Below are 23,794 nucleotides of genomic sequence, written 5' to 3'. Positions count from 1 at the left end.
CCCATGTCCGTGGTCAGCGACGAGGCCGCCGGGCGGCCGCCGAACGGTCTGCTCGGCGCCGTCCGGGAGACCGAACGTGCCGCGTACGGCCCGCAGGACCGCGCGGCGAAGCCGCCACAGTGGAAGGTCGTCACCGTCGGCCTGGTGCTCGCGGTGCTGTTCCTGATCGGGGTGAGCACGGTCGCGCCGGCCACGATGGTCGGTACCGCCGCGCTGGGTCTCGCACTCGGCTTCACCCTGTTCCACTCCCGGTTCGGGTTCACCTCCGGCTGGCGGCAGCTCGTCGCGGTCGGCCAGGGTGCCGCGATCCGGGCGCACATGCTGATGCTCGGCACCGCGGCGGTGCTGTTCGCGGTGATCCTGTCGTCCGGCTTCGCGCTGGCCGGCGAGCCCCGCGGGCTCAGCGCACCGGTCGGGATCGGGCTGGTCGTGGGCTCGTTCCTGTTCGGTGTCGGCATGCAGGTCGGCGGCTCGTGCGCGTCCGGCACGCTGTTCGCGGTCGGCAGCGGGCAGAGCGCGATCGTACTGACGCTGTTCGGCTTCATCGTCGGCTCGATGTTCGCGGTGTTCACGCACAGCTTCTGGACGCAGACGGTGCCCCAGGGCCCGACCGTCGACCTGGCGCAGTCGCTCGGGTACCCGGGCGCGCTCGCGCTGACCCTGGTCGTCCTGGCCGCGATCACGGTCGTCACCTGGGTGGTGGCCCGGCGCCGCACCCCGCCGCCGGTCGAGCGGCCGCCGTCGGCCCGCGGGATCGCCCGGGTGCTGCGCGGCTCCTGGCCGATGTGGGCGGGCGCGATCGTGCTGGCCGTGCTCAACGCCGCGGTCCTGTTCGTCTCCGCCGCGCCGTGGGGCGTCACGTCGGCGTTCGCGCTGTGGGGATCGAAGTTCCTGCAGCTCCTCGGGTTCGACATGGCGAGCCTGGCCTACTGGCAGGTCCCGGCGAACGCGAGGTCGCTGGCCGGACCGGTGCTCGCCGACCGGATCTCCAACCTCGACGTCGGCATCATGATCGGCGCGCTGGTGGCCTCCGCGGTGGGCGGCGCGTTCGTGCTGCACAAGCGGATCCCGTGGAAGCTCGCGCTGGGCGCCGTCCTCGGCGGCATCGCGATGGGCTACGGCGCGCGGCTGGCCGGTGGCTGCAACATCGGTGCCTACTTCTCCGGCATCGCCTCGTTCAGCCTGCACGGATGGATCTGGGCCGTCGTCGCACTCGGCGGTACCTGGGTCGGGCTGCGGCTGCGGCCGCTCTTCGGCCTGACCAACCCCAAGCCGGCCGACTCGCTCTGCTGAGCCGCCCGGTCGCTCCCCGAGAAGAAAGAGGTTCGATCATGAACGTACGCACTGCCGGCCGCGCGGCGGCCGCCGTCGCCGGGGCCGGGGCGCTGGCCGCGCTCACCGGTGGGCTCGCGCACGCCGACACCCCCGGGGCGGGTGGCTACGACGGCGCGACGTCGTCCCCGTCGGCCGGTTCCGGTTCGGAGTCCGGTTCGGAGGAGGCCGGCGAGTCCTCGGGCACCCCGGTGTTCCTGCTGGACGGCCTGCCGGGGGCCCCGGTTCCCGAGGACCTGCTGAAGCCCGTCGACCTGACCGCGCCGGTCTTCGGCGCCCTCGACGGCCTGTCCTGATCCTGCTCCGGTGCGCGCCGCCACGGCGCGCACCGGGCGTCGGCTCGCCGGGGGCCGCGAGCCGGACACACGGTCACCCGCCCGGAGCCGCGCCGGCCTCGGCGCCGGGCGGGTGACCGTCCCTGCTGTACCGCCCCGGGACCGTCAGCCCCCGTCCAGTACGGCCTGGACGTCGATGTCGATCCGCAGTGTCCGGCCGACCGCCAGTACCCCGGCGAGCACCGACTGGTTCCAGTCGATCGCGAACTCGTCCCGGGAGATCTCCGTGGTGGCCGTGAACGCCGCGCGCGTCCCGCCCCACGGGTCCGGCCCGCTGCCCCCGTAGACGACGGCGAGGTCCACCGGCGCCGAGACGCCCTTGAGCGACAGCGTGCCGTGCACCGTCCAGTGCGTCGGGTCGTGCCTCGTGAGCCCGGTACCGGCGTAGCCGATCGACGGGTGCCGCTCGACGTCGAGGAAGTCGGCGTTGCGCAGGTGCGCGTCGCGGTCCGGCTCGTCCGAGTCCACCGAGGACGCGTCGATCGCCACCTCCACCCGGCTCGTCTCGAACGGGTCGGCGACGACGACCTGCCCGGAGAACCGGCGCAGCCGGCCGTGGATCCGGCTCATGCCCAGGTGCAGCGCGGTCGCGCGGATGCTCGAGTGCTGCGCGTCGATCCGCCAGGTCCCCGGGGCGGGGAGCACGGCGCCGCCCGCCCGGGTCAGCTCGAACCGGCCCAGGTCGACGCCCGCGCCGTTCACCACCACCGCCCGCGCCGACGGCTCGTGCCCCGGTGCCGCGACGACCACCGTGTGCGGCCCCGCCACCAGGCCGTCGATCGAGAAGCCGCCGTCCGCGCGGCTCGCCGCCCGTCCCTGCTGGACACCGCCGGCGTCCATGACGGTGACGGTCCCGCCGGCGACGGGCCACCCGTCGGGGCTGCTCAGCCGGCCGTACAGCTCACTCATCGACGTTCTCCGTCCGTGTCCCGGCAGCCGCGCCGCGCGGGTCGGGGAAGTGGACCTGCACCGGGGTCGTCGCACCCCGGTCGATCTGGACCGCTGCGACGACCGGTGGGTGCCCGCTCGCGGTGAGCGAGTGCCGGCCGGGCGGGAGGTCCCGCAGCTCGTAGCGCCCGTCCGGGCCGGTCGTCGTGGTCGCGACGGTGCGGCCGTCGAGATCGGTGAGCGCCATCCGGGCGCCCGCGACAGGACGGCCGTCGGAGGTGCGGGCGGTGCCGGCGAGCCCGGCGCGGGCGGGCAGCCGGATCTCGACCGGCGGCCCCGGGGGACCGGCGGTCACGGTGCGCGCCACCGGCTGGTGGCCGGGCGCGGTCACGGTGAGGGTGTGCGGGCCGGTGCCCGGGGTCTCCAGCCGGAACCGCCCGTCCGGGCCGGTGGGGCCGTGCCCGACGACCTCTCCCGACTGGTCGATGAGGGTGACCGCCGCGGCGGGGACGGGCACCCCGGCGCCGTCGGTGAGGACACCGTGGACGGTCCCGCCGCCGGTGGTCACGACGTCGTGGCGGGCGGGGGAGTCGCGGACCGCGACGAGGCCGGCGTCCGGCCCGGACCCCTCGGCGCGGACGACGACGAGGTAGGTCCCGCCGGTGCCGAGCGGGACGGACCAGCTGCCGTCCTCGCCGGTGGTGGCCCGGCCGTGCTGGCGGCCGTCCAGGTCGGTGACGGTCACGGTCGCGGCGGGGACGGGGTTCCCGCCGCGGCGCCGGACGGTCCCGGTGATCGAGGGCCCGGTAGTCACGTCGGCTCTCCTCCGTTCATTGCCTATCGCAACGATATCCCCTGCGATGGGTCCGGCGATCACCCGTCCGGTGCGCCGTCGCGGTGACGGCCCGCCGGGACTTGCGTCACGTGTAACCGGTGGTAACGTTACCGGTGGTTACAGCACATGACGTCGTCGTCTACGAGGGAGTCGACATGACTGCCACCGTTCCCGAGCCCGGTATCGACACCACCGAGGAGCGGAAGGACACCGCTGCCCGGTTGCTGCGCTCGTCCGAGGAACTGTCGTTCGACCCCGCGACGCAGGTCGACTGGGAGACCCCGCTGGACCGCAGCTACCACGGCATGAGCCCGGAGTGGAGCAGCCTCTACGGCACCGCGTACTGGGACGAGATGACCGAGGACCAGCGCAGGGAGCTGACCCGGCAGGAGTCGGCGTCGGTCGCCTCCACCGGCATCTGGTTCGAGATGATCCTCCAGCAGCTCGTGCTGCGGGACTTCTACGCGAAGGACCCGACCGACCCGTCGTTCCAGTGGGCCCTGACCGAGATCGCCGACGAGTGCCGGCACTCGATCATGTTCGCGCGCGGCTCGGAGAAGCTCGGCGCCCCGGCCTACATCCCGAAGCGCAGCGTCGTGAACCTCGGCCGGCTGTGCGCGATGACCTACACCGGCGAGGCGGCGTACGCGTCGATCCTGGTCGCCGAGGAGGTCCTCGACGTGATGCAGCGGGACTGGATGCGCGACGAGCGCGTCGTCCCGTTCGTCCGGACGATCAACAACATCCACGTGGTCGAGGAGTCGCGGCACATGAAGTTCGCCCGCGAGGAGACCCGCGAGCGGCTCAAGGGCGCGGGCCCGCTGCGCCGCCGGTACCAGGCGCTCACCGTCGCGGCCGCCGCCTACTTCATCGTCACCAGCATGTGGAACGACCAGATCTACGCGAACGCGGGGCTCGACACGAAGCGAGCGCTGCGCGAGGCGAAGGCCAACGAGCACCACAAGTCGCAGCTGCGCTCGTCGTGCGCCGGGCTGATGGAGTTCCTGTCCTCGTGCGGGCTGCTCACGAAGCCGGCGCTCTGGTTCTACCGCCGCGCCAACCTCGTCTGAGCCGGGGACACCAGCCGTGGCCTTCGCGATCACCCAGACCTGCTGCACCGACGCGTCCTGCGTCGCGGCGTGCCCGGTCAACTGCATCCACCCGACGCCGGACGAGCCGGACTACACGACGACCGACATGCTCTACATCGACCCGCGGGCGTGCATCGACTGCGGGGCGTGCGCGGACGCGTGCCCGGTCGACGCGGTGTTCCCGGTCGAGAGGCTCAGCGCGTCGCTCGCCGGGTACGCCGACGTCAACGCGGCGTACTACGACGGCAAGCCGGTCGCGGGGAAGCTCGAGGGCGACTCCCCGCTGTTCCACGACTGGTACCCGCTGCAGTTCACCCGGTCGCTGCCGGCGGACATGGCGCCGCTGGACGTCGCCGTCGTCGGGACGGGGCCCGCCGGCATGTACGCCGCGCAGGACCTCCTGCTGCACACGGCGTCCCGGGTGACGCTGGTCGACCGGCTGGACACCCCCGGCGGTCTCGTCCGCTACGGCGTCGCCCCCGACCACCCGTCGACCAAGCGGATCGGGGAGTCGTTCGCCCGGTTCCACACCCATCCGCGCGTGCGGATGCGGCTCGGCACCGAGATCGGCCGGGACGTGACGGCCGACGAGCTCGCCGCGCAGCACGACGCCGTGGTCTGGGCGGTCGGCGCACCCGTGGCGAAGGACCTCGGGATCGAGGGCGAGGGACTGCCCGGCAGCATCGCCGCGGACACCGTCGTCGGCTGGTACAACGGCCACCCCGACGTGCCCCGCGACGCCGTCGACACCACCTGTGAGCGGGTCGTGGTGATCGGGACCGGCAACGTCTCCATCGACGTGGCCCGGATCCTCACCGCCCCGCCGGAGGACCTGGACGACACCCCGATCGACGCCGCCGCGCTGGCCGCGCTGCGGGCCGGGGCGGTCCGCGAGGTCGTCGTGCTGGGCCGGCGCGGGCCGGAGACGGTCGCCGCGACCGCGCCGGAGCTGCGCGAGCTGCTCGGACGGTCCGGTGTGGACGTCGTCGTCGACGAGCACGACGCGCGCGTCACCGAGTCGATGGACGGCCCCGCCGCCTCCGAGGCGCACCAGCTGCTGCAGGGCGCGCGGCGGGAGAAGATCGACTGGTCGCTGCCCGCCCCCGCGCCGCGGGTCGTGTTCCGCTTCCACTCCGCGCCGGACCGGATCGCGGGTGACGTCCGCGCCCGGGGCGTGCACAAGTGCGACGGCACCGAGATCCCGGCCGGGCTGGTCGTCCGCGCCGCCGGGCATCGCGGTCGCCCGGTGCCGGGACTGCCCTTCGACGACGACCGCGGCGTCGTGCCGAACGACGCCGGCCGGGTCGCCGACCGTCCCGGCCACTACGTCGTCGGCTGGATCAAGCGCGGCCCCTCGGGCGGCATCGGCACCAACCGGACCTGCGCGGCCGAGACCGTCGGGTCCCTGCTCGACGACGCCGTCGCCGGCCGGCTGCCGTCGCGCCCGCCGCGCGGGTCCCGGCTCCGCGCCGTGGGCCGCCTGCTCCGCCGGGGCTGAGCCGCCCGCTCTCTCAACGCCCCGGGGCGAACAGGGAGCGGGCCCCGCGCAGGACGTCGTCGATGCCGGTCGGCGGGACCGGCCGCCGCCACGACGCGAGCCGCCCACGGACGGTGATCCCGTCCGGTGCGATCCCGACACCGTGCAGGTGCAGCTCCGGGGGGAGGCCCGCCAGCACGACGCGGCCGGAGCGGGCCGCCCGCAGCGGGCTGCGGTCGAGCAGCGCGCGCACCGAGCGGCGCGTGTCGTCGGAGCGGGGCGGTCCGACGCGGCGGCCCGCGACGGTCAGCGCCGCGACCTTCCACGACAGCGTGTGCCCCTCGACGGCGACGGCCAGCTCCGCGGCGCCGAGCCCGGGGTGACGACGCAGCCGGGCCCGCGGGACCCCGTCGGCGTCGACCGTCACGTCCAGGTCGGGTGCGTGCTCGCGGAGCCGGGCGGTCACCCAGTCCGGGTCCAGCACCGCCGCGATCTCCACCGGGCCGGTGACCAGCTCCGGGGTGAGCGCGGGCCGCAGCCGGACGTCGGACGCGGACACCGTGAGATCGCGGACCCGGAGCCCGGGCCGGACGACGTCGCGCGCGGCGAGCCGGACGTCGAGCCGGCCGGTGGTGAGCGCCCGCGTCCCGATGCCCGAGGTCCCGATCGCGGTCGGGACGAGCCGGAGCGTGCCGCCGAGGGTCGTCTCGCGACCCAGGTAGCGGAAGCGGACGGCCTCGATCAGGGCCCGCAGCAGCAGCGCCCCGCCGGGCCCGGTGCCGGACGCGAGCAGGGCCGCGCTCTCCAGCACGCCGGGGCCGCCCTGCGGGGCGGAGACCGGTTCCCGTACGGCCATACGGCGGGGTGCTCCTTCGGTCGCCCGGGGGAGGCGGCGTCGGCGGTGGTCGCGCCGGCCCGGGAGCCGGCACACCGGCCCGGCGCCGTCCGCCGGACCCGTCCGAGCGTCGCAGCCCGGCGGGCGTCCGGACAGGCCGGAGGCGGCCCCCTGCGCCGACGCGCCGGGCGCCGTCGACCGGCGGCCCGTGACCGGACTAGCCAGGCCCGGTGAGATCGGGGTGGTGCCGGGCCGCGACGTCCGGATGGGCACGCAGCCGCGCCTTGAGCAGGTTGTCGCCGAACGTCCCCGAGATGACGTTGTCCGGGTCCCGGCTGACCCCGCGGGCCTGCGCCGCGAGCGCGGCGGGAAGCGCGATGCGCGGCACCGTGGAGTCGAGTGCGGGGTTGAAGAAGAACGGGATCGACGTCCGGACCTCGCCCGGCGGCGGCGAGGCGACGCGGTGCACGGTCGCCTTGAGGTAGCCGTCGGTGGCGACCTCCATCAGCTCACCGATGTTGACGACGAACGCCCCGGGGACGGCGGGCACGTCGATCCACCCGCCGTCGTGCTCGACCTGGAGGCCGCCCTTGCCCGGCTCGATCATCAGCAGGGTGAGGAACCCCGGGTCCTTGTGCGCGCCCACTCCCTGGCCACGGTCCTCCCGCCCGGGGTAGCGGACCAGCTTCATCAGGGTCGAGGGGCGGTCGCCGAACATGCCGTCGAAGACGTCGGCGGGACTCCCCAGCGCGACCGCCCAGGCCCGGAGCAACCGCCGCGCGACGGTCGAGCAGCGCTGCTCCCAGTCGAGGAACGCCTCGCGCAGCGCGGGCTGCGCGGCAGGCCAGAGGTTCGGCCCCTCCATCCGCATGTAGGCGGGAGCGGCAGGATCGTCGTGTGTCGCCCGCTCGGCACCGATGTCGATCTGCTCGCGCCAGTCGACGCGGCCCCGGGTGAGCTCGCCGCCGGTGCGGGTCCAGCCGCGGAACTGCGGGCTCCGCAGCATCTCGACGGCCCGCTTGTCCTCGTCGGGGAGCGCGAAGAACCGTCCGGCCTCGGCGAACGCGCGTGCCGTGACGTCGTCGGGGATGCCGTGGCCTCGGAGGTGGAAGAACCCGACGCCGTGACCCGCGGACCGCAGCGCGGAGCGGAACGTGTCCGCGGTCTCCGCGTCGTGGTCGAGGTCCGACAGGTCGAGGACCGGGAGGGTGGTCCTGGTCATGAGCTGTCGCCGCCCCGACCCGCAGTGCGTCGGGGGACCGTGGCCGGGCCGATCCGGTCGAACCACGTGTCGATCGACCGCCGGTACCCGTCCGGCATGCGGAGTCCCGCCACCTCGGACCGGGGGACGAGCACTCGGCGCTGCGGGTCGAGGACGACGCCCTTGACCGAGACGGCGAACTGCGACGGGGAGGACACGCGACATCCTCTCGACGTGGGCCGGGACCGACGGAAAGTAGCACCGGAGCGGCTCCGTCCGGGCGACCGACGATCCGTCGTGGGACGGAGCCGGTGTGCCGTGTGTGCCCCCGGCAGGACTCGAACCTGCGACCTAGAGATTAGAAGGCTCTTGCTCTGTCCAGCTGAGCTACGAGGGCATGTCCCGGGTCTCCCCGGACGCCGCCCACGGTAGCGACACGCGCAAGTGATCAGCCATCCGACATCGGCCTCCGGGGCGGTCCGACGGCCGTCCGACGGCGGTCCGACGGGCCGCGAGACACCCCCGACCACCATCCGTCCGGTTGAAGAGCACGCCGAAGGGGCCTCGCCTGCGACGCTGACGGACCGTGACGTCCATACTGTGCCCATGGTTCTGGGACTGCGATCCGCGATCAGGTCGGATGTGGGTCGTCGCCGGACGTCGAACCAGGACTCCGGCGCGACGACGGGCCGGCTGCTGATCGTGGCCGACGGGATGGGCGGGCACGCCCACGGCGAGATCGCGAGCGCGATGACGGTCTCGGCCTTCACCGAGATGGAGGCCCGGCTCCCCGAGGACCTCAGCGACATCGACCTCGATGCCGAGCTGAACTCCGCCCTGGAGGACGCCACCGACCGCCTCGCCCGCCGTGCGGGGGAGGACCCGGAGACCCGGGGCATGGGCACGACCGTCGTGTCGCTGGTGCTGACGGGCGAGCACCTGGCGCTCGCGCACATCGGTGACTCGCGCATCTACCGGCTCCGTGAGGGTGAGCTCGCGCAGCTCACGCACGACCACACGATGGTGCAGCAGCTGGTCGACCAGGGGCAGATCACCGCCGAGGAGGCCGCGCACCATCCTCGGCGCTCGGTGCTGATGCGGGCGCTGAGCACCGATCACGCGCCGGAGCCGGACCTCGACCGCGTCGAGATCGTCGAGGGTGACCGTTTCCTGCTGTGCTCGGACGGCGTCACCGCCGTCCTCGACGACGCCGCGCTCCTGCGCGAGCTGGCGTCGGGGACGGAGCCGGACGCCGTGGTCGAGCGTCTCGTCGAGCTCTCGAACGAGGGCGGCGGCCCGGACAACATCACCGCGATCGTGGCGGACGTCGTCGACGTCCCCGAGGTGGCGACGCAGCCCCTCGAGACGGCCGGCGCGGCCAAGGAGATCGCGACCTCCAACTGAGGACGACGCCGGGCGGCCCCGTCCACGGGTGACGTCCGGGCGGGCCGGGAAGCCCGACGGCGGGACGGGCACCGACACCGCCCGTCCGGGCGCTCGCGTCAGCGGCGGGCCACGATCCGGCGCAGACGTACCGTCCGCGCCGCCGAGCGGTGCGCAGCGAGTTCCGCCCGGGTCTCCGCGGGGAGATCGGGCGGGTAGACGCCCGCCGCGCACAGCTCCGCCACGTCGCCCGCCGGCTCCGCACCCCCGTCGGTGAGCCGGAAGCTCAGCCGGTCGTCGGCGAGGACCGCGAAGTCCGCCGACGACACCAGCCACTCCGGATGCTCGACGGCCGACCGGTGCCGCCACGCCTCGCGGACCGCCTGCCGGAGGTGCCGTCCGCGCCAGCCCCACGACGCCGGGGCCGGGAGGAGCAGGGACAGCAGCCCGTGCGGGGCGAGCACCCGCCGGATCTCGGCGAGCAGCCCGTCCATGTCCTGCAGGAGCGGGAGGACGAGCGGGACGGCGACGCGGTCGACGGACCGCGTGCGCACCGGAAGGGCGAGGGGCGACGCCGCCACGAGGGCGAACGCACCGTCCCCGGCCTCCAGGGCGGCCCCGATGCCGGTGACGGTCGCCCGCACGCGTGCGCTCGCCCCGGGCGCGCGGCACCACTGTGCGGCGGTCGGGCCGTCGTCGGCACGCAGCCGGTGAAGGACCGGCGGGAGGACGTCTCCGTCGAGGGGCACCGGGGGAGTCTCGCGTACAGGTGGCCGGTGGGACGGCCGGACCGCGACGAACGGCCGCCCACAGCCGATGATCGTCTTCGAGTGGGGTCGCGAGCCGCGCGGACCGGACGCGTGCCGCCCACCTGCCGCTCGTCGTACCCCGGACCCGCGACGGACGGTCGAAAAAAATCTTGAAAGAAGTTGGAGATCGGGCGTCCACGAGACGAACGACAGCGCGGACGGCCCGCGCGGGCCCCGATCCGGGCTTCCTCTTGCGCGATCGGCGCTGGTCAACCAGTATCCCGAGGGAGCCCGTCAGCACGACCGTTCGTCGTGCGACAGGGTCGGGTTCGTCCGCGCTGCTGTGCGGCCTGGGGCCGTGTTCGCGCAGGTCAGCGGGCGTTTTCGACCCCGGTTTGACGCGCCTACAGGGCGTGCCGTAACTTTCTTCCTGTCAGCGAGTGAGCCGGACAGAACGGGCCCTGGAGGCCCGGTCAACAGGCCCGCTGGCCACTACGACCCCCCGGTCGGCCTTCGAGTTTGTTGTGGGTTTACGGTGGTGGGGTCAAGGCGATCCGCCTTCTGGATCCGGTCGGGAGATCGGTGATGGTGGTGCGGGTGTCTTTTGAGAACTCAACAGTGTGTCGAGCTATTTTTTGGTTTGGCGTTTTTGTGCCAGATTGTTTGTTTGGCTGCCGGTGCGACCCCGTCGTGCTGGTGGGCCAGTTGTTTGTAAGTCAGGGTTTTTGTTGGAGAGTTTGATCCTGGCTCAGGACGAACGCTGGCGGCGTGCTTAACACATGCAAGTCGAGCGGTAAGGCCCTTTCGGGGGTACACGAGCGGCGAACGGGTGAGTAACACGTGGGTGACCTGCCCTCCACTCTGGGATAAGCCCGGGAAACTGGGTCTAATACCGGATAGGACCTCTCAACGCATGTTGGGTGGTGGAAAGTTTTTTCGGTGGGGGATGGGCCCGCGGCCTATCAGCTTGTTGGTGGGGTGATGGCCTACCAAGGCGGTGACGGGTAGCCGGCCTGAGAGGGCGACCGGCCACACTGGGACTGAGACACGGCCCAGACTCCTACGGGAGGCAGCAGTGGGGAATATTGCGCAATGGGCGGAAGCCTGACGCAGCGACGCCGCGTGGGGGATGACGGCCTTCGGGTTGTAAACCTCTTTCGCCAGGGACGAAGCTTTTGTGACGGTACCTGGAGAAGAAGCACCGGCCAACTACGTGCCAGCAGCCGCGGTAACACGTAGGGTGCGAGCGTTGTCCGGAATTATTGGGCGTAAAGAGCTCGTAGGCGGTGTGTCGCGTCGGCCGTGAAAACTTGGGGCTTAACTCTGAGCGTGCGGTCGATACGGGCATCACTTGAGTTCGGCAGGGGAGACTGGAATTCCTGGTGTAGCGGTGAAATGCGCAGATATCAGGAGGAACACCGGTGGCGAAGGCGGGTCTCTGGGCCGATACTGACGCTGAGGAGCGAAAGCGTGGGGAGCGAACAGGATTAGATACCCTGGTAGTCCACGCCGTAAACGTTGGGCGCTAGGTGTGGGGACCATTCCACGGTTTCTGCGCCGCAGCTAACGCATTAAGCGCCCCGCCTGGGGAGTACGGCCGCAAGGCTAAAACTCAAAGGAATTGACGGGGGCCCGCACAAGCGGCGGAGCATGTGGATTAATTCGATGCAACGCGAAGAACCTTACCTGGGTTTGACATGCACAGGATCGCGGCAGAGATGTCGTTTCCCTTGTGGCCTGTGTGCAGGTGGTGCATGGCTGTCGTCAGCTCGTGTCGTGAGATGTTGGGTTAAGTCCCGCAACGAGCGCAACCCTTATTCCATGTTGCCAGCACGTAGTGGTGGGGACTCATGGGAGACTGCCGGGGTCAACTCGGAGGAAGGTGGGGATGACGTCAAGTCATCATGCCCCTTATGTCCAGGGCTTCACACATGCTACAATGGCTCATACAGAGGGCTGCGAGACCGTGAGGTGGAGCGAATCCCTTAAAGTGAGTCTCAGTTCGGATCGGGGTCTGCAACTCGACCCCGTGAAGTTGGAGTCGCTAGTAATCGCAGATCAGCAACGCTGCGGTGAATACGTTCCCGGGCCTTGTACACACCGCCCGTCACGTCACGAAAGTTGGTAACACCCGAAGCCGGCGGCCCAACCCTTGTGGAGGGAGTCGTCGAAGGTGGGACTGGCGATTGGGACGAAGTCGTAACAAGGTAGCCGTACCGGAAGGTGCGGCTGGATCACCTCCTTTCTAAGGAGTCTCACCATGTGGTGGGGCACCGGCTCGTTTCTTTCGTTTCTTCTGAAATGTTGGGGATGTGTTGGTTCCTTAACTGAGATCGCACTGTCGGCCCCGAGTGTGGGTCGGGTGTGACTGGGTGGAACGCAATGAACGTCAGGCTGTGGTTCGGCACACTGTTGGGTCCTGAGGGGACACCGGTTTGGTGGGTGTTGTCTTTGGCCGCGTGGGTTCTGGGTTGTCCTAACGCCTTCTGGTTGGGGGTGGTGGTTGCCTGGGGTCTTGTGTGGTTGTGGGTTGAGTGTTGCATAGTGGATGCGAGCATCTTGTTGTGGTCAAGTTGTTAAGAGCACATGGTGGATGCCTGGGCATCAGGAGCCGATGAAGGACGTGGGAGGCCGCGATAGTCCTCGGGGAGTTGTCAACCGAACTGTGATCCGAGGGTGTCCGAATGGGGAAACCCAGCACCCGTCATGGGGTGTTACCCGTACCTGAATTCATAGGGTGCGTGGAGGGAACGTGGGGAAGTGAAACATCTCAGTACCCACAGGAAGAGAAAACAACAGTGATTCCGTGAGTAGTGGCGAGCGAAAGCGGAAGAGGCTAAACCGTGTCCGTGTCAAGCCGGCAGGTGTTGCGGATGCGGGGTTGTGAGACGTGCTGTTCATCTTCTGCCGAGGATGGGACGGTCCAGTGTTTGTGTTAGCGGAACGACTCTGGGATGGTCGGCCGTAGTGGGTGAGAGCCCCGTACGCGAAAGCATGAGTCTGGTCGTGGGCATTGTTCTCGAGTAGCAGCGAGCTCGTGGAATTTGCTGTGAATCTGGCGGGACCACCCGTCAAGCCTAAATACTACCTGGTGACCGATAGCGGACTAGTACCGTGAGGGAAAGGTGAAAAGTACCCCGGGAGGGGAGTGAAATAGTACCTGAAACCGTGTGCTTACAAGCCGTCAGAGCCTGGAGCAGTCTTGTGCTGCAGGGTGATGGCGTGCCTTTTGAAGAATGAGCCTGCGAGTTATGCTTCGTGGCGAGGTTAACCCGTTGTGGGGTAGCCGTAGCGAAAGCGAGTCCGAATAGGGCGGTGGAGTCGCGGGGTGTAGACCCGAAGCGGAGTGATCTACCCATGGCCAGGGTGAAGCGTCGGTAAGACGTCGTGGAGGCCCGAACCCACCAGGGTTGAAAACCTGGGGGATGAGCTGTGGGTAGGGGTGAAAGGCCAATCAAACTTCGTGATAGCTGGTTCTCCCCGAAATGCATTTAGGTGCAGCGTCGTGTGTTTCTCATCGGAGGTAGAGCACTGGATGGCCTAGGGGGCCGACAAGCTTACCGAAGTCAGCCAAACTCCGAATGCCGGTGAGTGAGAGCGCGGCAGTGAGACTGCGGGGGATAAGCTTCGTGGTCGAGAGGGAAACAGCCCAGATCACCGGCTAAGGCCCCTAAGCGTGCGCTAAGTGGGAAAGGATGTGGGATCGCCCGGACAACCAGGAGGTTGGCTTAGAAGCAGCCACCCTTGAAAGAGTGCGTAATAGCTCACTGGTCAAGTGGTCCTGCGCCGACAATGTAGCGGGGCTCAAGCGCACCGCCGAAGCCGTGGCAATGACACTGTTGTGTTGTTGGGTAGGGGAGCGTCCTGCATCTGGTGAAGCCCGGGAGTGATTTACGGGTGGAGGGTGTGGGAGTGAGAATGCAGGCATGAGTAGCGAATGCAGAGTGAGAATCTCTGCCGCCGGATGACCAAGGGTTCCTGGGCCAGGTTGTTCCGCCCAGGGTGAGCCGGGACCTAAGGCGAGGCCGTCAGGCGTAGTCGATGGACAACGGGTTGATATTCCCGTGCTCGTGATAGTGCGTCCATGCCGGGGCCGGTGATGCTAACCATCCGAACCCACCTTCGCTCCTTCGGGAGTGTTGTTTGTGGGGGAGCGTGGGATCCGATCCGGTAGTAGGCAAGTGATGGGGTGACGCAGGAGGGTAGCTCCGCCACGCGGTGGTTGTCGTGGTGTAAGCCTGTAGCCCGAGTCCTAGGTAAATCCGGGGCTCATCAAGGGTGAGAGGTGATGCGTAGCCGATTGAGGCGAAGAGGGTGATCCCATGCTGTCGAGAAAAGCCTCTAGCGAGTGCTGTTGCGGCCCGTACCCCAAACCGACACAGGTGGTCAGGTAGAGAATACCGAGGCGATCGAGCGAACTGTGGTTAAGGAATTCGGCAAAATACCTCCGTAACTTCGGGAGAAGGAGGGCCATCTGCCTTGAAGCCCCTTCGCGGGCTAGGGGTGGGTGGTCGCAGAGACCAGGCCCAAGCGACTGTTTACTAAAAACACAGGTCCGTGCGAAGTCGCAAGACGATGTATACGGACTGACGCCTGCCCGGTGCTGGAACGTTAAGAGGACCTGTTAGCTCCTTTGGGGGCGAAGCGGAGAATTTAAGCGCCAGTAAACGGCGGTGGTAACTATAACCATCCTAAGGTAGCGAAATTCCTTGTCGGGTAAGTTCCGACCTGCACGAATGGCGTAACGACTTGGGCGCTGTCTCGACCACAGACTCGGCGAAATTGCATTACGAGTAAAGATGCTCGTTACGCGCGGCAGGACGGAAAGACCCCGGGACCTTTACTATAGCTTGGTATTGATGCTCGGTTCGGCTTGTGTAGGATAGGTGGGAGACTGTGAAGTCGTCACGCTAGTGGCGGTGGAGTCGTTGTTGAAATACCACTCTGGTCGAATTGGGTGTCTGAACCTCGGGCCATGATCTGGTTCAGGGACAGTGCCTGGTGGGTAGTTTAACTGGGGCGGTTGCCTCCTAAAGAGTAACGGAGGCGCCCAAAGGTTCCCTCAGCCTGGTTGGCAATCAGGTGTTGAGTGTAAGTGCACAAGGGAGCTTGACTGTGAGACTGACGGGTCGAGCAGGGACGAAAGTCGGGACTAGTGATCCGGCACCTCCTGGTGGAAGGGGTGTCGCTCAACGGATAAAAGGTACCCCGGGGATAACAGGCTGATCTTGCCCAAGAGTCCATATCGACGGCATGGTTTGGCACCTCGATGTCGGCTCGTCGCATCCTGGGGCTGGAGTAGGTCCCAAGGGTTGGGCTGTTCGCCCATTAAAGCGGTACGCGAGCTGGGTTTAGAACGTCGTGAGACAGTTCGGTCCCTATCCGCCGCGCGCGTTGGAGACTTGAGGAAGGCTGTCCCTAGTACGAGAGGACCGGGACGGACGAACCTCTGGTGTGCCAGTTGTCCCGCCAGGGGCACGGCTGGTTGGCTATGTTCGGGAGGGATAACCGCTGAAGGCATCTAAGCGGGAAGCCTGTTCCAAGATGAGGTCTCCCACCACCTTGAGTGGGTAAGGCTCCCAGTAGATGACTGGGTTGATAGGCCGGAGATGGAAGCCTTGTGAGGGGTGGAGTTGACCGGTACTAATAGGCCGAGGGCTTGCCACAACATGTTGTTCGCATCCACTGTGTGACCCTGAGTCCACAACCATTGGTTGTGTGGTCTCTGTTTCCTGGGTCTTCTTGTGTCTCACCGTGGTGTGGGGTGTGAGGGGGTGTGGGGTGTAATTGGATAGTGTTGTCGGTGGTTATGGCGGTAGGGGAACGCCCGGTCCCATTCCGAACCCGGTAGCTAAGCCTTCCTGCGCCGATGGTACTGCACTCGACAGGGTGTGGGAGAGTAGGTCGCCGCCGACATTCAACATTTCAGGGGATCCCTCGGACCGTTTCGGTCCGGGGGATTTTCTGCGTTCTGGGCCCGGTTTCTGGTGGCGGTCCGGCGGGCCGGTGGGTCCGGGGCGCGGGTCCTGGGGTGTCGTCGACGCCGGGTGGGTGTGTCGTCTGCGGTCGTCGTGCGTTCCGCGGAACGCCGCCAGGTCCGCGGAACGCCGCCAGGACGGGGAACACCGCCGGGACCGCGCAACGCTGCCAGGACCGCGGAACGCCGCCAGGTCCGCGGAACGCCGCCAGGTCGGCGCAACGTTGCCAGGGCCGCGTTCCGCGGAACGCGGTCGGGACGCGGACGGGTTCTCGGAGCGCGACCTGCCCGACCGGCGGGCGCCGACCCGGCGCGGACCTTGTGCCGACCCGGTGGCGAGCGGCTCCGACAGCTCTCCCGGGGCCCGCAGACCGTCGGGGCGCGTTCCGCGGAACGCGCCCGCACGGCGTCCCCCAGGTCGTTCACGCCGGCGGCGCCGGTGGCGCCGGCGGAGGCTGGTCGGGCCGGGCGGGTGTGAGGAGAGTGCACCGTCGTCGGCACCCGAGCGGAGAACGGGTCCCGCCCGGGGGACCCGGGACCGGTGGGCATGTCCCTGTTCCCGCTGGAGCCGTGTGTGTTCCGCGGAACGCGACGGAGCGGCGGACCACCTCGGCCGGGAGCGGGCGTCGGACTCGCTGTTTCAGCCCGTGAGCGGCAGCTGCGTTCCGCGGAACGCTCCTGCCCAGGAGGCTCAGCGCTTGCTCTGCGGCCGTGACGCGTCGCGGTGTCGCGGGTGCCCGAGCACCTCGGCGCGGATGGCGTCGGTGCCTGGCTCCATCACGGAGACAGAACGGCCTCCCGAGGTCCTGGTGTCGGCGGTGCGCGCACCGGACGTCCCTGGCCGCATCCGGCGGCCGCGCAGACAGCAAGCCGTTCCGGATCCCCCGTCGCCCCAGCGGCATACGGATGTGGGCAGGCCGCGGCGATGAGGTCGTCGTGCGGGGGCAGGGACCAGGACCGGGGGCCTGCGATGACAACGAGCGCCACGAGCAGTACAGCAGGGTGGGCGCCGGACATCCGTACAGCGTCGCTGCACCCGGCCGCGGACCGCCTGCCTGATTCGGCGTGGCGCTCGTGACCGGGTTCGAGCGCAGCCCGGTGTGGTCGGGGAGCGTTCCGCGGAACGCAGATCCGGGTCACCTGCCTGCTCGTGCGAGGACCTCACCTCGACGCGGACCAGGTCCCGGAAAGCAGTGGTCGCCACGAGCGGGACCGGCGTTCCGCGGAACGCGGCTGCCGTCGGCACCGGACAGGAGCTCTGGTCCGGTGGGCCGGCGAGGAGCGAGTTGCGATGTCGAGCTCGCGGGGCTTCGCGAATCCTGTGCTCCGGCGCGGTTCTCCCGGACCGGTTCGGACCTCGTCGACGGAGGGCCCGCGGCAGTGACGGCACGTCGGACACGGTCACGTGGAGAGCTGCACACGAGGCCGACGATGAACGCCATCGGGCCGGCCGGAGCCGGTCTCGCATCCACAAGTGGCCGAACCATCCACAGCCTGCCGGAAGACCGATCCGGAAGCGTCCGGCGGCGGGATGCTCGACGGGACATCGACTCGACGTCCACCCCCGGAGTAGCCCGTGAGCAGCAACCAGATCACCGTCGTCGGCAACCTGACCCGCAAGCCCCAGCTCCGCTACACCCACAGTGGGCGGCCGGTGCTGGACCTGACGGTCGCCGAGAACTATCGCCGACGCGACGACAGCAGCGGCGAGTGGCGTGATGTCGCCAAGACCTACTACACGGTGACGTGCTGGCGGAGGCTGGCCGAGCACGCAGCGCAGACCCTGGACAAGGGGCACGCGGTCATCGTCGTCGGCCGGCTCTTCGTCGAGGAGTGGCTCGATCGCGACAACGTCCTGCGCAAGACCCCGAAGATCGACCCGATCAGCGTGGGCCTCGATCTGCGGTACTCGCCGGTGCTGGTCCCGCCGCGGCCGGTGAGCGGCCCCGACCGTGAGCCCGGCCGCGACCAGCGACCGGTCGACGACTGGGAGGTGCCGTCGGAGGCCCTCGACGGCATGACGGAGGACGGCGATGCCCCGTTCGGCGCAGCGCCCGACGGCGACGAGGAGACTCCGCGTGAGGTCGCCGCCGTACCGGCTTCCGGACGCTGACGGCCGTCGAACTACCATCGGTGGCGTGGCGGACCTGATTTACACGATGCGGAACGTGCGCAAGGCGCACGGCGACAAGGTCATCCTGGAGAACGCGTCGATCAGCTTCCTGCCGGGGGCGAAGATCGGCGTCGTGGGCCCGAACGGGGCCGGGAAGTCGACCGTCCTCAAGATCATGGCAGGGCTGGAGAACGCGAACAACGGTGACGCGTTCCTGAAGCCCGGAGCGACGGTCGGCATCCTCCAGCAGGAGCCGCCCCTCAACGAGGAGAAGACCGTCCTCGGCAACGTCGAGGAGGGGCTGGGCGACGTCAAGGTCAAGCTCGATCGGTACAACGCCATCGCCGAGGAGATGGCGACGAACTACACCGACGAGCTGATGGAGGAGATGGGCAAGCTCCAGGAGGAGCTCGACCACGCCGACGCCTGGGAGCTCGACTCCCAGCTGGAGCAGGCGATGGACGCCCTGCGCTGCCCGCCGGGGGATGCCGAGGTCGGGCACCTCTCCGGTGGTGAGCGCCGCCGGGTCGCGCTGTGCAAGCTGCTCCTCTCCAGCCCGGACCTGCTCCTGCTCGACGAGCCCACGAACCACCTGGACGCGGAGAGCGTGCTGTGGCTCGAGCAGTTCCTCGCGAACTACCCGGGCGCCGTCCTCGCGGTGACGCACGACCGGTACTTCCTCGACAACGTCGCCGGCTGGATCCTCGAGCTCGACCGCGGTCGCACGTTCCCCTACGAGGGCAACTACTCCACCTACCTGGAGAAGAAGGCGGAGCGGCTCGCCGTCCAGGGCAAGAAGGACGCCAAGCTGCAGAAGCGCCTGAAGGAGGAGCTGGCCTGGGTCCGCTCCAACCCGAAGGCCCGTCAGGCCAAGAGCCGTTCCCGGCTGGACCGGTACGACGAGATGGCGGCCGAGGCCGAGCGCCACCGGAAGCTGGACTTCGAGGAGATCCAGATCCCGCCGGGCCCACGCATGGGCAACCAGGTCGTCGAGGTCTCGAACCTGGACAAGGGCTTCGACGGCAGGCAGCTGATCAAGGACCTGTCCTTCACACTGCCGCGGAACGGCATCGTCGGTGTCATCGGCCCGAACGGTGTCGGTAAGACGACCCTGTTCAAGACGATCGTCGGGCTGGAGGAGCCGGACTCCGGCGAGGTCAAGGTCGGCGACACCGTGAAGCTCTCCTACGTCGACCAGAACCGTGGCGGGATCGACCCGAAGAAGACGGTGTTCGAGGTCGTCTCCGACGGGCTCGACTTCATCCAGGTCGGCAACGTCGAGATGCCGTCCCGGGCCTACGTCGCGGCGTTCGGTTTCAAGGGACCCGACCAGCAGAAGCCGGCGGGGGTCCTCTCCGGTGGTGAGCGGAACCGGCTGAACCTGGCGCTCACGCTGAAGCTGGGCGGCAACCTGATCCTGCTCGACGAGCCGACGAACGACCTGGACGTCGAGACCCTCGGCTCGCTGGAGAACGCGCTCGAGCAGTTCCCCGGCTGTGCCGTGGTCATCTCCCACGACCGGTGGTTCCTGGACCGGGTCTGCACGCACATCCTCGCGTGGGAGGGCACGGACGAGAACCCGGCGGCGTGGTTCTGGTTCGAGGGCAACTTCGAGGCGTACGAGAAGAACAAGATCGAGCGGCTCGGAGCAGAGGCTGCGCGACCGCACCGGGTCACGCACCGTAAGCTCACCCGCGACTGATCACCACTCCGCCGGACCGCTCCGAGTCGGTCCTGTCTGAGCAGAGCGGACGCGACGAGGCGGCGCGGGTGTACCGGGCCGGTGATGTCACGGGAGGCGAAGTGACGTCCCACCTGGGAGATCGCGGAAACGCGACGACGGCTGAACTGAGGACGGCAGCGGCGCTGCGCTGGCAGCGTCCGCTGCTGACCTCGGAGCTCGCCGGTTACGCGTGTTCCCGCGCGGTCGCGGACAGTGACGATCTCGGCTGGGTGCAGGCGGCCGGCTGGCTGTTGGACGGGCATGCCGCCGGCGGTGACGCCCGCGACGTCGCGACGGCCGTCCTCGCCGGTCTCACCGGCACCGGACGCCCGGACGACGCGGTCCCGTCCGTGCCCGTCCGGGCGCCCGGTGCCGCACTGCTGAGCCGGCCCGAGGCCGCTCGGCTGCGGGTCGAGCTCGCCACCGTCGCGCAGGTCGACGGTGAGCTGGCTACCGCGCACGCCCTCGTCGCCGGGCTGCCGGACGACGGTGCCGGGGAGGAGCCGGGGTTGCTCCTGCTCGACCGGCTCGCCGTCCAGGTCCGGTGCGCGCTCGCCGGGCCTGCCGTGGACGACCTCCAGCGCCTGCGCGAGGAGGTCGCCTCCTGCGGGGCGGCCTTCAGCGGTGAGGCGTCGGCCTTCGCCGACCTCGTCGTCGGGTCGGTGCACCGCGCCCGCGGCGAGCACGACCTCGCCGTCGACAGCGCGCTCCGCGGGCTCGCGCAGCTCGGCTGGACGCCGGACCGCGCCGACGCCCGCCCCCTGTCGGCGCACCTGGCCGCGGCCCTGCTCAGCCAGTGGATCACCGCGCTCCTCGACGGCGGCCGGGTACCGGCAGACGCCGTGCGGGCCGCGTCGGCCCAGCGGGACGTGGCCGACGCCGGGCGGCAGGGCGTGTTGCTGCGGCTGACCCTGGCTCGCGCCGGTGCCGGGCGGGCGGACCACGCGTCCCGTGCCCTGGCCGAGGCGGCGGACGGTGCCGGGGCGGCCGGGGTCCCGGCGCTCGTCGCCGCGTGCCGCACCGCCCAGTCCGAGCTGCACGAGAGCGCGGGACGGTTCCGCGAGGCGCTGGAGGCGATGCGGGCGGCCACGGCGGCCGACCAGCTCGACCGGGCCCGCGGTCGCCGCTTCCGGCATGCCGTCGCCGCAGCCCTCCCGCTGGACGGGTCGGCCGGCCGCCGTGCCCGGTGGTCCGGATCCCGCGGAGACGCGCCGACGCCCACGCCGTTCCGGCGGGCGGTGGCCGGCACCGCGACCGGCACGGGCACCGCGACCGGCACGGGCACCGCGACCGGCACGGGCACCGCGACCGGCGACCGGCACGGGCACCGCGACCGGCACGGGCACCGCGACCGGCACGGGCACCGCGACCGGCACGGGCACCGCGACCGGCACGGGCACCGCGACCGGCACCGGCACCGGCTCCGGCACGGACATCGACGACGCTGCGGGCCCGGCACGCGGCGGACCGGCGGCACGACTGCGGTTCGGGCTCGGGCGCCCGCGCGAGGACGGACCGACGGGAGAACCGTCCGGCGCACCGGTCGAGACCTCGGCGGAGGAGAGTCGGTCGGAGATCGTCATCCGCGGCGACAGGCCCGCCGATCCGGTCGTGTCCGGGACGACGGGTCGTGCTGTCCTCCCGGACGAGGGACCTGCCGGGGCGGGGGACACCGCGCTCACCGCCTCCGGCGGCACGAGCTCGATCGATCCCGACGACCCGCTCGGTGTCTCGGGCCTGATGACCGGACGGGCCGAGGACGCGGAACAGGATGCGCCGCTCGGGGGCCTGCCGCCGGTCGGTCCGGACGCAAGCGGCGTGCTCGACCGGGCGGAGGGGGCCCGGTACGGGGTCTCGGGCGTCTCGGGTGCCGACAGTGGTGCGCCCCTCGGAGACGCGTTGCTCGCCGAGCTCCGCGACCCGCGACCGGCGTCGGCGTCGACGAACGGCTCGTCCGTCCTCGGGGCGCTCCGCGCCGAGGCCGCGCCGGTCGATTCCGGCCCGCACGACGGCACAGCCGCCGGTGGGGGCGGTGTCCTGGACGGCGCCGGACCGGAGCCCGCGGGGCCGGGGGCAGGCGAGCCGACGAGGTCCGAGCCGGAGGCGTCCGAGCGGGAGACACCGACGGCGTCCGAGCGGGAGACACCGACGGCGTCCGAGCGGGAGACGTCCGAGCTGAAGGCCGCGGAGCCGAAGACCTCCGGACCGGAGCCCGCCGGATCGCCCGTCGAACCCGACCCCGGTCTCGCTGAGCGGTCGATCCGGGTGGATCTGATCGGCCGGGACGGTGCTCCCGCGCCGGCCCCTCTCCCGGCGGGTGTCCTGCACGAGATCGCGGTCCGGTCGGCGCGGCTGGTCCCGCCGTCCGGGACGACGGTCACCGAGGACGACGCCGTCCTCATCACCCTCCCCGACGCCGACCGGGTGACCGTGCTCCTCTGGGCCCGGTCGCTCGCCGCGCATCTCGCGGTGCGCGTCCGGCGGGGTGGCCTCCCGGCGGGAACCGGGCTGCGGCTGCGCGCCACCGGTCCGCGGGGCGCGGAGGGCGAAGAGATCGTCCGCGAGCTGACCGGCCCCGACGAGCCCGCTCCCGTCCCGGAACCGACGCTCGCCCGACCCGCAGCCGCGGTCGGCGGAGCCCGGAACGGGAGGCGCCGGGCCACACCGCCCGTGGACGACGAGGCGCCCGTCACGACGAGCGCGCCCGGTGAGCCGGACCCGGTCGCACCCGACGGGGCGCCGGTGCCGGGCGGTGGATCGGGGACGGCGCCGTCCGTCGCGGACGCCGGGCCCGCCATGACGGCGGTCTGGGACCCGACGACGGAGCAGGAGGAGCCGCGCCGCGGCCGCCGCAGGGCGGTCGAGGGTGCCGAGCCGTCCGCGCTCCCGGCCGGGACGACGGTCCGGCCGGGCAGCGGTGGCCGGCGCCGGTCCGACGCGCCGCGGCGTCCGGAGCCGGTGTCCGAGGCCCGGACGGCCGGACGGCACGGCGGTCAGGAGCAGGACGTCCGTGCCGGGCCGGCGCCGGGTGACGGTGTGCCCGGCGACCGTGCGCAGGGCGACCGTGTCCCGGACGGTCCGGGACGGATCTCCCGGACCGGGCGCGACGGCGACGATCGGCGGCTGGCGGCCGCCGTCCGCGCGCACCTCGAGCTCCCCGACACCGGCCGGGAGGAACCCGGGGAGACCGGGCGTGCGGGTCGGCCGGTCGCCTGGTCCTCGGTGACGGAAGGGGCGGGACCCTCGGCGTTGCCGAAGCGCGTCGGTCCGTCCCGTGCCGCTGTGCGGAACGGGTCCGCCGCGGCCGAGGAACCGCGCGACGAGGTGTGGACCGTCCGGTCGGCCGCCGCGTCGGGGGACGTCCCGGCCGTGGTGCCGGGCGACGTCGCCCCGGAGGTGGAGCCCGACTCCCGTCGTGCGGACGACGAGAGCGGGCACCGGCGCACGGAGGCCGCGTCGAGCGGGCCTGCGGACCGGGGTGGGACGGACGACGACCCGAGCCTCCGCGACCCGGGCCGCCGCGGGCCGGGTCCAGGCACACCGCCCGGATCCCCGGCATCGGACGGCACCGGCTCCGCCGGCACCTCGACCGCGGCGGGCACCCCGACCGCGGCGGGCACCCCGACCGCGGCGGGCACCCCGATCGCGGCGGACGCCCCGACCGCGACGGACGCCCCGTCCGGGACCGACGCGCCCCCTACCGTCGTGCCGTCCGACGACGACGCCACGACGTCCGGCGATCCGCAGGACATTCCGGAGCACATGGGGCTGGCCGATCTCCTCGCCGGAGCCATGGCCGCATACCGCGAGATCTGATCCTGACCTGCGCGAACGGTCCAGTCGCCGTCCGCTGAT

The 23,794-nt window shown here is 70.6% G+C and carries 14 protein-coding genes, 1 tRNA gene and 3 rRNA genes; 11 read left to right on the top strand and 7 right to left on the bottom strand.

Annotated features, from left to right (window positions below; genetic code table 11):
* The first annotated feature begins 3 nt into the window (after positions 1-3).
* Entirely contained in the window at positions 4-1,293 is a 1,290-nt protein-coding gene (locus PP1_RS09670) for a YeeE/YedE family protein (protein ID WP_010224574.1), read from the top strand.
* 38 nt (positions 1,294-1,331) lie between these two features.
* Positions 1,332-1,628, top strand: coding sequence for a hypothetical protein (locus tag PP1_RS09665; RefSeq protein ID WP_010224575.1), 297 nt, complete (start codon positions 1,332-1,334; stop codon positions 1,626-1,628).
* 144 nt (positions 1,629-1,772) lie between these two features.
* On the opposite strand, the gene PP1_RS09660 is transcribed toward PP1_RS09665, so the two are convergent.
* Both PP1_RS09660 and PP1_RS09655 read right to left on the bottom strand, forming a co-directional pair.
* Positions 1,773-2,576: a YceI family protein gene (locus PP1_RS09660; RefSeq protein WP_010224576.1), complete on the bottom strand. Its 804-nt coding sequence runs from the start codon at positions 2,574-2,576 to the stop codon at positions 1,773-1,775.
* Entirely contained in the window at positions 2,569-3,369 is an 801-nt protein-coding gene (locus tag PP1_RS09655; RefSeq protein WP_010224577.1) for an MSCRAMM family protein, read from the bottom strand. Before PP1_RS09655 ends, PP1_RS09660 begins: the two co-directional genes overlap by 8 nt.
* Positions 3,370-3,545: 176 nt before the next feature.
* Here PP1_RS09655 and PP1_RS09650 point away from each other — a divergent pair, with 176 nt between their 5' ends.
* Complete coding sequence (locus PP1_RS09650; RefSeq protein ID WP_010224578.1) at positions 3,546-4,460, top strand: AurF N-oxygenase family protein; 915 nt, start codon at positions 3,546-3,548, stop codon at positions 4,458-4,460.
* 16 nt (positions 4,461-4,476) lie between these two features.
* Positions 4,477-5,979, top strand: a complete 1,503-nt coding sequence (locus PP1_RS09645) for an FAD-dependent oxidoreductase (protein WP_075314036.1) — start codon at positions 4,477-4,479, stop codon at positions 5,977-5,979.
* Positions 5,980-5,992: 13 nt separating this feature from the next.
* On the opposite strand, the gene PP1_RS09640 is transcribed toward PP1_RS09645, so the two are convergent.
* The 4 genes from PP1_RS09640 to PP1_RS09625 all read right to left on the bottom strand — a co-directional run bounded on the left by PP1_RS09640 (position 5,993) and on the right by PP1_RS09625 (position 8,391).
* The gene (locus PP1_RS09640) at positions 5,993-6,814 is read right to left on the bottom strand and encodes an LmeA family phospholipid-binding protein (protein ID WP_075314037.1); all 822 of its coding nucleotides are present in this window, start codon (positions 6,812-6,814) and stop codon (positions 5,993-5,995) included.
* 196 nt (positions 6,815-7,010) lie between these two features.
* On the bottom strand, positions 7,011-8,015 hold the full coding sequence (locus tag PP1_RS09635) for an isopenicillin N synthase family dioxygenase (protein WP_075314038.1): 1,005 nt from the start codon (positions 8,013-8,015) through the stop codon (positions 7,011-7,013).
* A complete protein-coding gene (locus PP1_RS09630; RefSeq protein WP_010227825.1) occupies positions 8,012-8,212 on the bottom strand; it encodes a hypothetical protein in 201 nt (66 codons plus the stop codon). The genes PP1_RS09635 and PP1_RS09630 overlap by 4 nt, the downstream gene beginning before the upstream one ends.
* 105 nt (positions 8,213-8,317) lie before the next feature.
* A tRNA-Arg gene (locus PP1_RS09625) sits at positions 8,318-8,391 on the bottom strand.
* Positions 8,392-8,600: 209 nt separating this feature from the next.
* Between PP1_RS09625 and PP1_RS09620 the strand changes: the two genes are divergently transcribed.
* A complete protein-coding gene (locus PP1_RS09620) occupies positions 8,601-9,398 on the top strand; it encodes a Stp1/IreP family PP2C-type Ser/Thr phosphatase (protein ID WP_050802321.1) in 798 nt (265 codons plus the stop codon).
* Positions 9,399-9,496: 98 nt separating this feature from the next.
* Here PP1_RS09620 and PP1_RS09615 read toward each other — a convergent pair whose 3' ends face one another.
* Positions 9,497-10,126, bottom strand: a complete 630-nt coding sequence (locus tag PP1_RS09615) for a methyltransferase domain-containing protein (protein WP_010227829.1) — start codon at positions 10,124-10,126, stop codon at positions 9,497-9,499.
* Between the two features lie 725 nt (positions 10,127-10,851).
* On the opposite strand from PP1_RS09615, the gene PP1_RS09610 reads away from it, so the two are divergent.
* The 6 genes from PP1_RS09610 to PP1_RS09585 all read left to right on the top strand — a co-directional run bounded on the left by PP1_RS09610 (position 10,852) and on the right by PP1_RS09585 (position 23,755).
* A 16S ribosomal RNA gene (locus PP1_RS09610) occupies positions 10,852-12,371 on the top strand.
* Positions 12,372-12,692: 321 nt separating this feature from the next.
* Positions 12,693-15,793: ribosomal RNA gene (locus PP1_RS09605) — 23S ribosomal RNA — on the top strand.
* A gap of 132 nt (positions 15,794-15,925) precedes the next feature.
* Positions 15,926-16,042: ribosomal RNA gene (gene rrf / locus PP1_RS09600) — 5S ribosomal RNA — on the top strand.
* The 16S, 23S and 5S rRNA genes sit together here, the layout of an rRNA operon.
* Positions 16,043-17,679: 1,637 nt before the next feature.
* Entirely contained in the window at positions 17,680-18,216 is a 537-nt protein-coding gene (locus PP1_RS09595; RefSeq protein ID WP_010225781.1) for a single-stranded DNA-binding protein, read from the top strand.
* A 25-nt stretch (positions 18,217-18,241) separates the two neighbouring features.
* On the top strand, positions 18,242-19,918 hold the full coding sequence (gene ettA, locus PP1_RS09590) for an energy-dependent translational throttle protein EttA (protein WP_010225779.1): 1,677 nt from the start codon (positions 18,242-18,244) through the stop codon (positions 19,916-19,918).
* 1,632 nt (positions 19,919-21,550) lie between these two features.
* Complete coding sequence (locus PP1_RS09585) at positions 21,551-23,755, top strand: hypothetical protein (protein ID WP_337819668.1); 2,205 nt, start codon at positions 21,551-21,553, stop codon at positions 23,753-23,755.
* The last annotated feature ends 39 nt before the right edge of the window (positions 23,756-23,794 follow it).

Origin of the sequence: Pseudonocardia sp. P1 (genome assembly GCF_000178675.2) — a bacterium.
GTDB lineage: Bacteria > Actinomycetota > Actinomycetes > Mycobacteriales > Pseudonocardiaceae > Pseudonocardia.
This window is presented reverse-complemented; position numbering and strand designations above follow the sequence as displayed.